General features: G+C 67.4%; 16 protein-coding genes and 1 tRNA gene. 6 read left to right on the top strand and 11 right to left on the bottom strand.

Features of this window, described 5'->3' with window-relative positions; all coding sequences use genetic code 11:
- The first annotated feature begins 131 nt into the window (after nucleotides 1–131).
- Nucleotides 132–207 (top strand) — tRNA-Thr (locus tag ABD768_RS40465).
- Here ABD768_RS40465 and ABD768_RS43205 read toward each other — a convergent pair.
- Nucleotides 160–819, bottom strand: coding sequence for a mycothiol transferase (locus tag ABD768_RS43205; protein ID WP_425558477.1), 660 nt, complete (start codon nucleotides 817–819; stop codon nucleotides 160–162). The genes ABD768_RS40465 and ABD768_RS43205 overlap by 48 nt on opposite strands.
- Here ABD768_RS43205 and ABD768_RS40470 point away from each other — a divergent pair.
- On the top strand, nucleotides 772–1,722 hold the full coding sequence (locus tag ABD768_RS40470) for a maleylpyruvate isomerase N-terminal domain-containing protein (RefSeq protein WP_344849901.1): 951 nt from the start codon (nucleotides 772–774) through the stop codon (nucleotides 1,720–1,722). The genes ABD768_RS43205 and ABD768_RS40470 overlap by 48 nt on opposite strands.
- Nucleotides 1,723–2,265: 543 nt before the next feature.
- On the opposite strand, the gene ABD768_RS40475 is transcribed toward ABD768_RS40470, so the two are convergent.
- The 3 genes from ABD768_RS40475 to ABD768_RS40485 form a co-directional block, all read right to left on the bottom strand.
- Nucleotides 2,266–2,670: a hypothetical protein gene (locus tag ABD768_RS40475; protein WP_344849903.1), complete on the bottom strand. Its 405-nt coding sequence runs from the start codon at nucleotides 2,668–2,670 to the stop codon at nucleotides 2,266–2,268.
- Nucleotides 2,671–2,784: 114 nt separating this feature from the next.
- A complete protein-coding gene (locus tag ABD768_RS40480) occupies nucleotides 2,785–3,780 on the bottom strand; it encodes a chitinase (protein ID WP_343974980.1) in 996 nt (331 codons plus the stop codon).
- A 239-nt stretch (nucleotides 3,781–4,019) separates the two neighbouring features.
- A complete protein-coding gene (locus ABD768_RS40485; protein ID WP_344849908.1) occupies nucleotides 4,020–4,523 on the bottom strand; it encodes a VOC family protein in 504 nt (167 codons plus the stop codon).
- Between the two features lie 49 nt (nucleotides 4,524–4,572).
- On the opposite strand from ABD768_RS40485, the gene ABD768_RS40490 reads away from it, so the two are divergent.
- Both ABD768_RS40490 and ABD768_RS40495 read left to right on the top strand, forming a co-directional pair.
- Nucleotides 4,573–4,956 (top strand): YybH family protein, encoded by a 384-nt coding sequence (locus ABD768_RS40490; RefSeq protein ID WP_344849910.1) that lies wholly within the window; start codon nucleotides 4,573–4,575, stop codon nucleotides 4,954–4,956.
- Nucleotides 4,957–5,099: 143 nt separating this feature from the next.
- The gene (locus tag ABD768_RS40495; protein ID WP_343974991.1) at nucleotides 5,100–5,399 is read left to right on the top strand and encodes a hypothetical protein; all 300 of its coding nucleotides are present in this window, start codon (nucleotides 5,100–5,102) and stop codon (nucleotides 5,397–5,399) included.
- A 19-nt stretch (nucleotides 5,400–5,418) separates the two neighbouring features.
- Here ABD768_RS40495 and ABD768_RS40500 read toward each other — a convergent pair whose 3' ends face one another.
- A complete protein-coding gene (locus ABD768_RS40500; RefSeq protein WP_344849912.1) occupies nucleotides 5,419–5,958 on the bottom strand; it encodes an FMN-binding protein in 540 nt (179 codons plus the stop codon).
- A 6-nt stretch (nucleotides 5,959–5,964) separates the two neighbouring features.
- Nucleotides 5,965–7,404 carry a ferredoxin reductase family protein gene (locus ABD768_RS40505; protein ID WP_344849914.1) on the bottom strand — a complete coding sequence of 480 codons (1,440 nt, stop codon included), beginning with the start codon at nucleotides 7,402–7,404 and terminating at the stop codon, nucleotides 5,965–5,967.
- A gap of 132 nt (nucleotides 7,405–7,536) precedes the next feature.
- Between ABD768_RS40505 and ABD768_RS40510 the strand changes: the two genes are divergently transcribed.
- The gene (locus ABD768_RS40510; protein WP_343974999.1) at nucleotides 7,537–7,977 is read left to right on the top strand and encodes a GNAT family N-acetyltransferase; all 441 of its coding nucleotides are present in this window, start codon (nucleotides 7,537–7,539) and stop codon (nucleotides 7,975–7,977) included.
- Here the strand turns inward: ABD768_RS40510 and ABD768_RS40515 are convergent.
- Genes ABD768_RS40515 through ABD768_RS40530 form a run of 4 tightly spaced genes read right to left on the bottom strand, consistent with a single transcriptional unit; the run spans nucleotide 7,931 to nucleotide 11,626 of the window.
- Entirely contained in the window at nucleotides 7,931–8,392 is a 462-nt protein-coding gene (locus ABD768_RS40515) for a GNAT family N-acetyltransferase (RefSeq protein WP_344849916.1), read from the bottom strand. The genes ABD768_RS40510 and ABD768_RS40515 overlap by 47 nt on opposite strands.
- Nucleotides 8,392–10,755, bottom strand: a complete 2,364-nt coding sequence (locus tag ABD768_RS40520; RefSeq protein ID WP_343975005.1) for an ATP-binding cassette domain-containing protein — start codon at nucleotides 10,753–10,755, stop codon at nucleotides 8,392–8,394. The genes ABD768_RS40515 and ABD768_RS40520 overlap by 1 nt, the downstream gene beginning before the upstream one ends.
- 5 nt (nucleotides 10,756–10,760) lie before the next feature.
- Nucleotides 10,761–11,171: a VOC family protein gene (locus ABD768_RS40525; protein WP_343975008.1), complete on the bottom strand. Its 411-nt coding sequence runs from the start codon at nucleotides 11,169–11,171 to the stop codon at nucleotides 10,761–10,763.
- 5 nt (nucleotides 11,172–11,176) lie between these two features.
- Nucleotides 11,177–11,626, bottom strand: a complete 450-nt coding sequence (locus ABD768_RS40530; RefSeq protein WP_343975011.1) for a helix-turn-helix transcriptional regulator — start codon at nucleotides 11,624–11,626, stop codon at nucleotides 11,177–11,179.
- Between the two features lie 124 nt (nucleotides 11,627–11,750).
- Here ABD768_RS40530 and ABD768_RS40535 point away from each other — a divergent pair, with 124 nt between their 5' ends.
- Nucleotides 11,751–13,040 carry an MFS transporter gene (locus tag ABD768_RS40535; protein ID WP_344849922.1) on the top strand — a complete coding sequence of 430 codons (1,290 nt, stop codon included), beginning with the start codon at nucleotides 11,751–11,753 and terminating at the stop codon, nucleotides 13,038–13,040.
- On the opposite strand, the gene ABD768_RS40540 is transcribed toward ABD768_RS40535, so the two are convergent.
- Nucleotides 12,981–13,268: a DUF1905 domain-containing protein gene (locus tag ABD768_RS40540; RefSeq protein WP_343975016.1), complete on the bottom strand. Its 288-nt coding sequence runs from the start codon at nucleotides 13,266–13,268 to the stop codon at nucleotides 12,981–12,983. The genes ABD768_RS40535 and ABD768_RS40540 overlap by 60 nt on opposite strands.
- Nucleotides 13,269–13,319: the final 51 nt, after the last annotated feature.

Genomic DNA, 13,319 nt, shown 5'->3' on the forward strand with positions numbered 1-13,319 from the left:
GCCCGCCCCGTGACTCCACCCCGGCGCCCCGCCCCGGCCCCGGCGAGCTACCCGCCCCGGCCGGCGTCCCGGTATCCGATTCGGAATCAGCCCGCGACCCCGCTACACTCTTGCATCGGCCCCCGGGCCACGCCGCCTTAGCTCAGTCGGCAGAGCGTCTCACTCGTAATGAGAAGGTCGTCGGTTCGATTCCGACAGGCGGCTCCACCCAAACCCCCAGGTCAGAGGCCACTCCCTCCGCCCGGGGGTTTCGTCGTTCCGGGGTGCTGTGATTCCCCCACGCGGCCCCATGAACCAGTGGTCTTCCATGTGGGCGAGGTGCTTCACGATTCCGCCCGGGGTCAGGTCGGTGGCTGGGAGGGGCTTCGTTCGGGCCTGGGCGTCGGTCAGCTGTTCGAGGCTTGAGAGCGCTCGGCGGCGGTACTGGTCGAGGAACTGGGTGAGCGTGGTGCGCTCGTCGGCGTCGAGCTCGGGGTATGTCTCAGTGCTCACTGTGTTCTGCGTCCCTTCGCCCCGGCCGGCAGCCCGTCGGTACTCGATGATTCGCGTGGGGGAGCGCGTCAAGAGCACTGCTTGAGAGGTGCGGGCCGCCCAGGGATTCGTCGGGGACGGTGTCGGCGTCGAGGCGCGTTGGTTGATGTTGGCATGGCGGAGGATCGGAAAGAAACCGTAAACGGGGTCCGGCAGAGTCTGAGGCAGACGGACGGGGACGGCGGCTGCGACTGGCGGTGACCGTCGGAAGGGTCCGTACCGAGCCTGAGAGGAAGACCGATGACTGAGTTGATCGCGGAACGTGCCCGGCTGGCGATCGTCGAGCACACCCGGCGGCTGGCGGAATCAGCCGTCGCGGCTGGTCCGTACGCCGCTGTGCCGACCGCCCCGGAGTGGACCGTTCGCGACTTGGTCGAGCACGTCGGGCAGACCCAGCACTGGGTCGCGGAGATCATCGAGCGACGCATCACCGACCCCACCCAGCTGCCCACGGAGATGGCGGTACCTCCCTCAGACCCCGGCGATTGGCAGACCTGGCTGGCCGAATCCGCCCAGCGGGTCGCGGACGCCTGCTCCGACGACGCCCTCGTCGACGCCCCGGTCTTCAACGCCTCCGGCGACGACCGCTCCGGTACCCAATTCTGGCTGACCAGCATGCTCAACGAAGCAGTAGTCCACGGCTACGACGCAGCAAACGCGGCCAACGCGGCCAACGCGGCCAACGCGGCCAACGCAGCGAATGCGGCGAATGCGGCCACGGCGGCGAGCGGGGGTGGCGCGGCAGGCGCGTCTGGGCTGGCCGGCGTGGTGGGGGCGGTCGGCGTGGTTCGAGCAGGCGACGCGGGTGGGCGCTCGGTCGGTACGGACGTTGATGGCGACGTCGCGGCGGCGCTCATCGCCAACCATCTCGCGATGCTGACCTCGCCCACCTGGGAGATGCGGCGAACCGAGTCCGCACACGCCATCCGCGGCACCGGCCAGACCCTGCAATGGGTAGCCACCGACACGACCGGCGACGAGGGTGCATGGTTCGTCGAACGCCGACCCGACGGCGCAACCTGGCAACCCGGTACCCACCAGGCCGACGTGACGATCACCGGCCCGGCAGGATCCCTGCTCCTGACCATGACCCGCAGGCTCTCACTCACCAACGCCACCGGCATCACCATCACCGGCGACACCGACCTCATCGACCACTGGCTCGAAAACACCGCCCACGTAGCCGGCTGACCGAGCCACCCGCGGGCGCATCCGCGAAGCGCCGGACAACGCCAACGCCCGAAGAACTCCGAGCGCACCCGGAGTTCTTCGGATGTTGTGATGATCCGTCGGGCGGTCAGCTCCACCAGTCGAAGTAGTAGCCGGTCGGGCAGCCGGCGACGGTGTCGCAGTAGTAGATGTTGCCGGCCTGCAGGCCGTAGTGCCTGAAGGTGTACTGGTCCTGGACACACTGGTTGTAGCTGGCGCACCGTGCGTACCACTCGACCGGGTGCTCGCCGGCGCGGACGTCGAGGTGGAGCTTGCTGGAGCCCGTACGCCGTCGCGGCAGCGCCGGTCACCGCGGTCATCGCCACTCCCGCAACCGCAACCATCCGTGCGATCCGTCCCATCGTCGGTCCGCCTTCCGTAGCCATCGATCGTTGCCCTGCGCAACGGAGCCGATGCTGGCCGCGGCGAACGCGACCGGACCAACCTTTCAGCCTCCAGACAAACCTTCGTCATCGACCTCGTACTGCGAGTAGCGCGGGTAGCGGAGCGGCTCACCCGCCAGCACTATCTCCAGTCCAACGGACCTGTCGGTCTGGCGGTTGCGAGGAGCAGCGTCCCCGTGCCGTAGTCGTACACGAACTCGTAGAGCAGGTCCGATTCAGCCACGAGCATGCGGAAGGGAGAGTCCCCGGCGGAGGCATTCGCAATGAGTGCGCGCGCACGTTCCAAGGACGAGCGAGCCAGTTCAGCGAGGTACGAAGACGGCGGTGCATGGCCGCGGACCGGATCCACCGGGCATGGGAATTCGATCTGGAGCCTGCGGCCGGCCGCGCGCGTGGGCGGGTCGGAGGAGAGTCTCAGCCCAGAGAGGCCGATCGCAGCCTCGCCGGATACGAGCAGCTCCAGCGCCACGGCCCACCGTGGATCGTCGACGCCTTCGACCTGGATTGCCGTTCGCGATCCGACCATGAGCCCATCCTCGCAACCGAAAGGCGCACCTGCCGTCAAGCGCTGGACGCCGCCGCCGGGCATGCAAAGCGCCCCGGTGCAGGGGCCGGGGCGCTTTGAGGCGTGAGCCGGGGATCAGCCGTGGAACTGGGCGGCTATTTTTGTGAAGGCGTAGGCGCTCTGGGAGATGCCGCTGCAGTCGGAGCCGGCGTCGCCGCCGCTGCCGCATTGGCGGTCGCGGTTGATGGCCCAGAAGGTGAAGCGGGCCAGGTGGTGCTGCTGGGCGTAGCTGAGCATCGCCTGGTAGTCCGACACCCGGACGGTCTCCCCGTCGTCGGTCTTGCCGTTCATCGACGAGATGCCCATGTGCCGGTACGCCGTGTCGTCGCTCCAGCCGTACGCCGTCTTGAGCTTGCCCTTCAGGCCTTCCATGGCCTGCTGGGTCAGCGTCGCCATGTTGCCGGACCCGGCGCCGAAGTCGAACGGCATCAGCACCCAGCCGTCCGGGGTGAAGCCGGAGTTCTTCGCCTTGGTGATCAGGCCGCTGCCCCACGAGTCCGGGCCGCTCTGCTCGGTCCCCATGGTGATGTAGATCTTCAGCCCGGCGTTGTTGGCGCGGATCGTCTTCAGCGCGTCGACGACCCGCTGCTGGACGGTGTTGTTCTGGAACTCGGTGTTCTCGATGTCGATGTCGATCGCCTTCAGCCCGAAGGCGTTGATCACCTTCTGGTACGCGCCGGCCAGCGCGGAGGCCGACGTGCACCGTACGCCGAGCTTGTCGCCGTCCCAGCCGCCGAACGACGGGATGATGTCACCGCCGGCGCCGCGAATGCTGTTGATGACCGACTGGTCGTTGCCGCCGGTCAGACTGCGGTTGCCGTCCCACTTGGGGTTACAGCTGCCGTCGGCCAGTACGAAGGCCATCGTGAACCACTGGTTGCCGGCGGCCTTCATGATGTCGGTCGCCTTCTGCGGGTTGCCCCAGCCGAGGTACAGGTACGGTGCCGCGCCGATGCTGGCGGGGTCGGCCTGTACTGCGCTGGGAGCGGCCTGCGCGGCGGCTGCCGCGCCGAGGGCCAGTGAGCCGGCCGCGAGGGCGGCGGTGGCGAGTTTGAGCATGCGGATGCGCATCTCGAACCTCAATCCTGGGGGCGTAGGAGTTGGGCCGAACTAAGATAGGAAACTTTCCTATCGATTACCTCGACGATCATGACGCGCAGTCCGCGTCCGGTCAATATGCGTGACGATCTTTCTAGAAGGTCACTCCAGGAGCCCGCTCCGGGCACACCGTCAGCGGTGCGCCCGGGGCTTCGTGATCGATCTCGTACTGACACTCGCTGCAGCCCTCGTCCGGCAGGTGCTCGCGCCAGTCATGACGGCAGGCCGGGCAGGCACCGTAGTACGCGTTGCGCAGGCGGTACGCCCGCCAGTCTCTCCATCGGGTGTCGAACCATTTGACCGGACTCACGCCAACAGCGAAGCAGCGCCCGCCGCCCAGCACAAACGGATTTAGCCCGCCGGCCCCCTCGCCCGTTACGCACGAACCCGAGCTCGTTACCGTCCGGATCGGCGATGGTGAACTTGCGGGTCCCGTACGGCGTATCGAACAGTGGCTCGACGACGACCGCCAGGTCTTTCACCGTTGCCCACAAGGCGCCCGGGTCGTCGACGGTGAAGTTGAAGCGGCCGCCACGGCCCTCGGCTTCCATCACCGCGAACGTCGCACCGGACCCCGTGACGAAGTGCGCGTAGTTCGGCGCCTCCGGCGGCCAGTAAGCCTCCACCTCGAACCCGAGCACACTCGTGTACCACTCCACAGCGGCCTTCAGATCCGCCACATTGGCCCGCACATGCTCAAGCCGAGTCCCACCCATCCCCGAAGCCTGCCACAGGATTGTCGGTGGGTGCTGCCAGGCTGCGTGTGTGGAGGAAACCGAGTCGTTGGGTGTCGAGCTGGATGCGTTCATGGCGGAGTACGGCAAGCTGACCAATGCGCATGATGTCGGTCGGTTGCGCGAGCTCATCGCGGATGATGCGAGCTATTGGTTCACCGATGGCTCGTACGAGGGGGTCGAGGCGATCGCGGATGCCGTGCAGCGGACCTTCGACGAGATCCGGGACGAGGTCTACACGATCAGCGACCTGCGATGGGTCCACGTTTCAGCCGACTTCGCCGTTGTCCGGTACAGGTTTCACTGGGCGGGGCTCGTCGACGGGCAACAGCGCGAGGGCCGCGGGCGCGGTACGAATGCGCTGGCCAGGCGTAACGGCCGCTGGCAGATGCTCCACGAACATCTAAGTACCTGACCCGCAGTGGGTCGCGGGGTGATGACGGGGTGGTGGGGCGAAAGCGGAGGGGTGAGCGCGGGAAGAGCTTTGCTGCGATTCTTGCTGAGGTGGAGGCTTCGGGGGGTCCGGGAGAGTCGGCGGTTGCGTGGAGCCAGCCGGTTTTGGACGGGGAGTTCACGGATGAGCATGGCGTCTGGTGGCAGTTGCGGGGTGGGGATGCATTGATGCCGTGGAAGCGGGTGCAGCAGTTGCTCGGAGATCCGGAGGTTCGGGTCTTGCGGGTCTATGCGAACGAGGCGCGTGATGTGCTGCCGGAGGAGCGGGAGAGCTTCGCGGCGGAGATCCGGCCGTATTTGACGGACACGGTCGTCCGTACCGCGGGCGACTACACCGACTTTCTTGCTGGAGAGTTCAAGGACGAGCACCACAACCACCTGCTCGTGGTCGAGGAGTCCTGTTAGGACGCCCGTACCGGGGTGGTTAGAGGCCGGCTTTGTCGAGGGCGGATTGTAGGGAGCGGGTGTAGCCGTCGGTGGTGACGGTGGCGCCGCTGATGGTGTCGATGGCGGCGGACTGGGTGGTGAGGGTTTCGTTGATCAGGATCGGCAGGGCGTAGGCGTTGATCTGCTGGTCGCGGCCGTTGCCATTGGGGTACTGGAGGACGGCCACGTCGGTGATCTTGCCGGCGGCAACGGTGATCTGAACCTGGACCGGGCCCCACTGGGTGTCGGCCGTGTCGCCCTGGACGGTGGTCGCGGTGGATGTCGGTGACGGGGACGCGGCAGGCGACGGCGTACTGGTCGCGGGCGGCGAATCGGACGGCGAATCGGGCGGCGAAACGGACGGCGAATCCGTCGGTGAGGTGGTGGGTGACGGCGTGCCGGCGGGGGTTGGGGCCGGGCCGGCGGAGCCGATGACTGACGGGGTCGCGGTGACTCGGCCGGAGTTCGAGGTGTGGTAGCCGAACAGGAGCACTACGACGGTGACTGTGCTCAGGAGCCAGGTGACAATACGTTTCACGGGTGATCACCAACTGAAGTTCTCGAGGTGGATGCGATCGGCGGGGACGCCGGCCGCACGGGCTGCTCGCTCCACGGACTCGGTCCATGGATCAGGACCGCAGACGTAGACGTCGCGATCGGCGATGTCCGGGATCCAGGTCCGAAGGGCGGCCACGTCGTCGAGGTGATCGGCGCCCGGTCCCAGCCACGAGCCGGGCGCGCGCCGGTGTCCGGGCAGTACGCCGACGAGGAGGCCCCGGGTATCGGCGAGCATCCTGAGTTCCCGGTCGAAGAGCGGCGTACCGGTGTAGCGCTGGAGCAGGATGGCTTCCCCCGGCCCGTACTCGAGACCTTCTGCGAGCGCACGCAGCGGGGTGATCCCGACGCCTGCGCCGATGAGTACCACCTTGCGACCAGTGCGGGCGCGGGCAGAGAGCCGTCCGTACGGACCTTCGACCAGCACCGCCGTGCCCGGCCGCAAACCGCGGAGGCTCTGACTGTTGTCGCCCAGCGCCTTCACCGAGATGCGAAGGCTCTGCCCGCTCGGGGCAGCGGACAGCGAGTACGGATTGCCTCGCGTCCACCCTGCGCGATTGAGGAACCGCCAAGTGAAGAACTGCCCTGCCTCCGCGCCGAGACGATCCAGCCGGCGCCCAGTGAGATAGACGGACACCACTCCATTGCCTTCGTCCGCAACCGAGGCCACTCGGAGCCGGTGACGCGCGCTGTGGACCAGCGGTAGGCCGACGCGCCACACCAGTACTGCGGCAGCCGTCACTCCCCAGACCGTCCACCAGTACGCCGTTGCCGCCGGCGAGCTGATGAACTCCTGGCCGGTCCAGAGCTGATGGGGGAGGGCCAGGCCGACTCCCAGATAGGCATAGAGGTGGAGCAGATGCCACGACTCGTAGCGCAACCGCCGTCGAGCTGCGCGAACGCTGGTGACCACGGTCAGCACCAGGCATGCGGTACCGGCCAGAGCCAGCAGTACGCCGGGGTAGTTGGTGGTGAGATCCCAGAAGGTGCTGGGCAACGCAGTGACCCGGCCGGCGGCGTACCCCCAGGTGATGAGCGCCAGGTGAGACAGCATGAGGTTGAGGGACGTGAAGCCGACGATGCGGTGGATGCGCAGCACACGGTCCTGGCCGAAGGCGTGCTCGATGACAGGGATGCGGGCGATCAGCAGTACCTGGGCCAAGAGCAGGTCAGAGGCGAGGAGACCAGTGAGCCGGCCCGCTGAAGTCAGCCCGCTCTCCCAGTCGTCCATCGCCTGGATACCCCGCCCCACGACCCACCAGTAGGTGACGACCAGCAGACTCAGCCACAGCGTCGATCCCGCCGCCACACGGATCGCGGCGTCTAGCCGAGCCCGTCGGCCGGGCACGTGATGCCGAGGCGCCGCTGTACCGGCGGAGGGCAGCTGCGCGGCTGCCGCGGATCGGTATGAGGCGGTAGTGCTGTCCATCGAGGCCCCCTGGCGGAGTGGTGTCTCCTCGATGGTTCACGGAGTTGCTGAGACCACGACCCGCGCAGCCTGTGAGCTTCCTGTGTGTTTCCCCGGAGCCGGTTCCGGAGCACGACCGCATAACCTTCCTGCGTGGTCATCGAGGAGCGGGGCGTAGATAACGGGGAGCTGGCCGGGCTGTTGGCGGCAGCGTTCCAAGAGCTGGTCGCGCGGTACGGCGGCGAAGGGCGATCAACCGTCCACGAAGGTGCGCGGTACCTGGTCGCGTCCGTGGATGGGCGAGGAGTCGGTTGTGGCGCGCTGCAGCCGACGAGCGATCCGTACGTCGGTGAGCTCAAGCGGATGTACGTCGAGCCGGGCTTCCGCGGTCGTGGGATCGCTTCGGCTGTCTTGGGTGGGCTGGAGGAACTCGCCGCAGGCGTCGGCTATCGGGCGATCCGGTTGGCGACGGGCGAGCGGCAGCCGGAGGCGATCGCCTTGTATGAGAAGTGCGGCTACCGGTTGAGCGAGCCGTACGGCAAGTACGTCAACGACCAGTTGGCCCGCTGCTATCGCAAGACCCTTGCCTGCTGACCTTCCAGCCGTAGAGCAGGCCGGTTGGGTCTTCGCGGGGTGCTCCGGCCAAGGCGAAGCCGCAGGTGAGGGCCAGGCGTTGCGATGGGATGTTGTCGCGCGAGGTGATCACGATCAGGCGCTTCAGATCCAGGTGGTCGGTGACGTGGCGCTGGAGGAGGCGCAGGGCTCTGGTGCCGATTCCTTGGCCACGGTTGGTGGCGGTGAACAGGTGGTAGCCGACCAGAGCTTCCTGCAGGGTGTCATCGCGGTCGTGCAGGAAGATCTGGCCGACCAGGACATCCGAGCGGAAGATGCCGAAGTAGAGCATCGAAGGGTCGGAGACCGCGCGCTCGGCCCACTCGTGGACGTCCGCGTCGCGAACTGAGGCCAGTGACACCGGCCCGTCTGCGAGCGGCGGGCCGGTGTAGAGCATTACTTGGCTACGTAGGCGGCTAGGTGTTTGCCGGTGAGGGTGGGTTGGTGGGTGATCAGGTCGGCGGGGGTGCCTTCGAAGACGATTTGGCCGCCGTCGTGGCCGGCGCCGGGGCCCAGGTCGATGATCCAGTCGGCGTGGGCCATCACTGCCTGGTGGTGCTCGATGACGATGACTGATTTGCCGTCGTCGACCAGGCGGTCGAGGAGGCCGAGGAGTTGTTCGACGTCGGCGAGGTGGAGGCCGGTGGTGGGCTCGTCCAGGACGTAGATGCCGCCCTTCTCGCCCATGTGGGTTGCCAGTTTGAGGCGTTGGCGTTCACCGCCGGACAGCGTGGTCAGCGGTTGGCCGAGGCTGAGGTAGCCGAGGCCTACATCAGCGAGGTAGGTGAGGATCTTGTGCGCGGCCGGCGTACGGGCGTCTCCTTCGGCGAAGAACTTCTCCGCCTCGGTGACCGACATCGCCAGTACTTCGCTGATGTCCCGCCCGCCGAAGCGATACTCCAGCACCTCTTCCCTGAACCGCTTCCCCTCGCACACCTCGCAAGTGGTCGCGACCCCGGCCATCATCGCCAGGTCGGTGTAGATCACCCCGGCGCCGTTGCAGTTCGGGCAGGCGCCCTCGGAGTTCGCGCTGAACAGGGCAGGCTTCACCCCGTTGGCCTTCGCGAACGCCTTGCGGATCGGCTCGAGCAGTCCCGTGTACGTCGCCGGGTTGCTGCGCCGCGACCCCTTGATCCCCGTCTGGTCGACCGACACCACGTCAGCGGACGCCGGCACGGAACCGTGGATCAGCGACGACTTCCCCGACCCCGCGACACCGGTCACCACGGTCAGCACCCCGAGCGGAACGTCGACATCGACATTCTGCAGGTTGTGCGAACTGGCGCCCCGGATCTCCAGGAACCCGGACGGCGACCGCAGCGAGGACTTCAGCGAAGCCCGGTCATCGAGGTGCCGCCCGGTCAACGTGTCGCTGGCCCGCAGCCCCTCGAGGGTGCCCTCGAAGCAGATCGTGCCGCCGCCGGTGCCGGCCCCCGGCCCGAGGTCGACGACATGGTCGGCGATCGCGATCATCTCCGGCTTGTGCTCGACGACGAGCACCGTGTTGCCCTTGTCGCGCAGCCGGAGCAGCAACTCGTTCATCCGCTGGATGTCGTGCGGGTGCAGCCCGATCGACGGTTCGTCGAAGACATACGTGACGTCGGTGAGCGAGGAGCCGAGGTGCCGGATCATCTTGACCCGTTGCGCCTCACCACCCGACAGCGTGCCGGCCGGCCGGTCGAGCGACAGATAGCCGAGACCGATCTCGACGAACGAGTCGAGCGTGTGCTCGAGCTTGTCCAGCAGCGGCGCGACGGACTTGTCGGACACGCCGCGGACCCAGTCGGCCAGGTCGCTGATCTGCATCTTGCAGCAGTCGGCGATGTTGGTCCCGTTGATCTTGGACGACCGGGCGCCCTCGTTCAGCCGGGTCCCGTCGCACTCCGGGCAGGTCTGGAAGGTGATCGCCCGCTCCACGAAGGCGCGGATGTGCGGCTGCATCGCCTCCACATCCTTGGCCAGGAAGGACTTCTGGATCTGCGGGATCAGGCCGGAGTAGGTGAGGTTGATGCCCTCGACCTTGATCTTGGTCGGCTCCTGGTAGAGCAGCGCCTGCAGTTCCTTCTTGGTGAACTTGGCGATCGGCTTGTCGACGCTGAAGAAGCCGCAGCCGCGCAGGATCCGGCCCTGCCAGCCGTCCATGCTGTAGCCGGGGATGGTCAGCGCGCCTTCGTTGATCGTCTTCGACGCGTCGTACAGCGCCGTCAGATCGAAGTCGGTGACCGAGCCGCGGCCCTCGCAGCGCGGGCACATGCCGCCGGTGATGCTGAAGCTGCGCCGCTCCTTGGTGGTCTGCCCGCCCTTCGACAGGGTGACCGCGCCCGCGCCGCTGATCGAGGCGACGTTGAAGGAGAACGCCTGGGCCGAGCCGATGTGCGGGGTGCCGAGCCGGCTGAACAGGATCCGGAGCATCGCGTTCGCGTCGGTCGCCGTGCCGACCGTGGAGTGCGGGTTGGATCCCATCCGCTCCTGGTCGACGATGATCGCCGTGGTCAGCCCCTCCAGCACGTCGACGTCCGGCCGCGCGAGCGACGGCATGAAGCCCTGGACGAAGGTGCTGTAGGTCTCGTTGATCATCCGCTGCGAGTCGGCCGCGATGGTGCCGAACACCAGCGAACTCTTGCCCGACCCCGAGACGCCGGTGAAGACCGTCAGCCGGCGCTTCGGGATCTCGATGCTGACGTCCTTCAGGTTGTTCACCCGCGCGCCCTGGACCCGGATCAGGTCGTGGCTGTCAGCAACATGTGGTTTCGTGGCCATCGTGGTCAGCGCGCTTCCTGGAGCCGGACCATGTTGCCGGACGGATCACGGAAAGCACAGTCCCGTACGCCGTAAGGCTGGTCGATCGGTTCCTGCACGATCTCCACGTCGGTGGTCTGCAGCTTGGCGAACGCCGCGTCGACGTCGGGCGTGGCGAGCAGGATGCTGGCGAACGTGCCCTTGGCCATCATCTCGGCGATCACCTTGCGCTCGTCGTCGGTGATGCCGGGGTCGGCCGCCGGCGGGTGCAGCACGATGCTGGTCCCGGGCTGGCCGGGCGGGCCGACGGTGAGCCAGCGCATGCCGTTGTAGCCGACGTCGTTGCGCAGCTCGAAGCCGAGCGCGTCGCGGTAGAACGCGAGCGCGGCATCCGGATCGTTGTGGGGGAGAAAACTCGCGCTGATCGTGATGTCCATGGCGGTCACGCTAGCCGCGACTCGGGGGCGGGCGCTTCTCGATTCCTGATCGGTCTGCTCACGTGCTTGGACAGCAGCGTCGGCATCCCGGCCAGCTCCCCGGCGGCCTGCTTGCGGTAGACGCTCGGCGGTACGCCGACGAGCTCGGTGAACCGGGTGCTGAAGGTGCCCAGAGACGAGCACCCCACCTCGAAGCACACATCCGTCACGCTCATGTCCCCCCTCCGCAACAGCGACATCGCCCGCTCGATCCGGCGCGTCATCAAATACGAATACGGTGACTCTCCGTAGGCGAGCCGGAACTGACGACTGAGATGCCCACCCGACATGTTGACCCCCCGGGCCAGTGCCTCGACATCGAGCGGCCGCGCGTACTCCCGGTCGATCCGGTCCCGCACGCGCCGCAGCAGCGCGAGATCGCGCAACCGCTGCTCGTCGTCCGTCTTGCCGCTCATGTCACAGATCGTGCCATATTCCGCAGACCGTCGGCAGGCGCGAAGGCACAGCCCTGTGGACAACCAGGTCGAGACGGCCGGCCGCGCTCCGACGTACCGGGTGAGGCCACGAAAGGGGTGCACGATGCGATCGACGGCAGATCGTCTGTTACGGACTTACCTGACGCTCATGGTGGTGTCGACGGCTGCCTCGTCGATGATCTGGGGCATCAACACGCTGTTCCTGCTGGACGCCGGGCTGAGCGTGGGCCAGGCCTTCGCGGCCAATGCGTTCTTCACGCTCGGACAGGTGCTCTTCGAGGTGCCGACGGGCGTCGTCGCGGACACGGTCGGCCGGCGGGCGTCGTACCTGCTGGGGACGGCAACGCTGGTCGGGTCGACCCTGCTCTACCTGCTGCTGTGGCAGGTGAAGGCAGGGTTTGCGCCCTGGGCGGTGGCGTCGGCATTGCTCGGGTTGGGGTTCACCTTCTTCAGCGGCGCGACCGAGGCCTGGCTGGTCGACGGGCTGGCGGCCAGTGGGTACCAGGGGTCGCTCGAGTCGGCGTTCGCCAAGGGGCAGGTCGCCAGTGGTGTCGCTATGGTCGGCGGGACGGTCGCTGGCGGCGTACTGGCTCAGTCGACCAACCTGGGTACGCCGTACCTGGTACGCGCCGTTCTGCTCGTCCTGACTTTCGTCGTCGCCTGGCGGGCGATGCATGACGTCGGGTTCGCGCCGAAGCCGCGTGTCTCGGTTGCTGCTGAGATGCGGGACATCCTGCGCTCGTCGCTCGACCACGGGCTGCGCAACCCGCCCGTGCGCTGGCTGATGCTCGCGGCTCCCTTCACCGCGGGTGTGAGCATGTACGGCTTCTACGCCGCCCAGCCGTACCTCCTGCAGCTCTACGGCCACGCAGACTCGTACGCCGTCGCAGGGGTGTCGGCTGCCATCGTCGCCCTCGCGCAGATCCTGAGTGGCGTCACCGCACCAGTTGTGAGCCGACTCTTCCGATCCCGTACTTCGGTACTGCTGCTCATCGCCGTCGTCACGGCCGTGGTGCTGGTGCTGATCGGGCTGGTCTCCAGCTTCTGGCTGGCGCTGGTGCTGCTAGCTGTCTGGGCGACTGTGTTCGCGGCCATCACGCCAGTGCGGCAAGCGTTCCTGAACAGCCTGATCCCGTCGGCGCAGCGGGCGACCGTGCTCTCGTCGGACAACCTGCTCGGATCGGCCGGTGGTGTCGTCATCCAGCCGGCTCTGGGGAGGGCTGCAGACGTGTGGAGCTATGGGCAGGCCTATGTGGTCAGCGCAGGCATCCAGCTACTAGCGGTGCCGTTCATCCTGCTGGCCCGCCGCGACGCACCGGCCGGCGACGGGCAGTCAGTCCGCGACGGTGAGTTGGATGACGACGGTGTCGCCCTCGTCGAGGGACTCGGCTGAGCGGACGGCGGTCTTGAGCGGGACGACGTACTGGCCGTCCTTCGGGAACAGCGAGGTGGTCCACTCGGTGCCGCCGATCTGCGCGGTGACCGGGATCATCCCCCAGCCGTAGCTCACGTACGCCGACGACGCCTGCAGGTCGAGGCATTCGGGCTCCGGCACCGTCACGAAGTACCAGGGCGCGGGCCCCCGCCAGAACCAGATCTCTCCGCTGAACTCGAGCTGCACGCGCCCAGAGTACGGGCCCTGCAACTTTCCGTCCGGTTCACTCATCATGCT

The sequence above is a fragment of the Kribbella ginsengisoli genome (assembly GCF_039537185.1).
GTDB classification, from domain to species: Bacteria; Actinomycetota; Actinomycetes; order Propionibacteriales; family Kribbellaceae; genus Kribbella; species Kribbella koreensis.

What these genes read in the sequence shown, in the direction of transcription:
- ABD768_RS40470 (WP_344849901.1), top strand. Translation starts at nt 772, where the DNA reads ATGACTGAGTTGATCGCGGAACGTGCCCGGCTGGCGATCGTCGAGCAC.
- ABD768_RS40475 (WP_344849903.1), bottom strand. Translation starts at nt 2,670, where the DNA reads ATGGTCGGATCGCGAACGGCAATCCAGGTCGAAGGCGTCGACGATCCA.
- ABD768_RS40480 (WP_343974980.1), bottom strand. Translation starts at nt 3,780, where the DNA reads ATGCGCATCCGCATGCTCAAACTCGCCACCGCCGCCCTCGCGGCCGGC.
- ABD768_RS40485 (WP_344849908.1), bottom strand. Translation starts at nt 4,523, where the DNA reads ATGGGTGGGACTCGGCTTGAGCATGTGCGGGCCAATGTGGCGGATCTG.
- ABD768_RS40505 (WP_344849914.1), bottom strand. Translation starts at nt 7,404, where the DNA reads ATGGACAGCACTACCGCCTCATACCGATCCGCGGCAGCCGCGCAGCTG.
- ABD768_RS40515 (WP_344849916.1), bottom strand. Translation starts at nt 8,392, where the DNA reads ATGCTCTACACCGGCCCGCCGCTCGCAGACGGGCCGGTGTCACTGGCC.
- ABD768_RS40520 (WP_343975005.1), bottom strand. Translation starts at nt 10,755, where the DNA reads ATGGCCACGAAACCACATGTTGCTGACAGCCACGACCTGATCCGGGTC.
- ABD768_RS40525 (WP_343975008.1), bottom strand. Translation starts at nt 11,171, where the DNA reads ATGGACATCACGATCAGCGCGAGTTTTCTCCCCCACAACGATCCGGAT.
- ABD768_RS40530 (WP_343975011.1), bottom strand. Translation starts at nt 11,626, where the DNA reads ATGAGCGGCAAGACGGACGACGAGCAGCGGTTGCGCGATCTCGCGCTG.
- ABD768_RS40535 (WP_344849922.1), top strand. Translation starts at nt 11,751, where the DNA reads ATGCGATCGACGGCAGATCGTCTGTTACGGACTTACCTGACGCTCATG.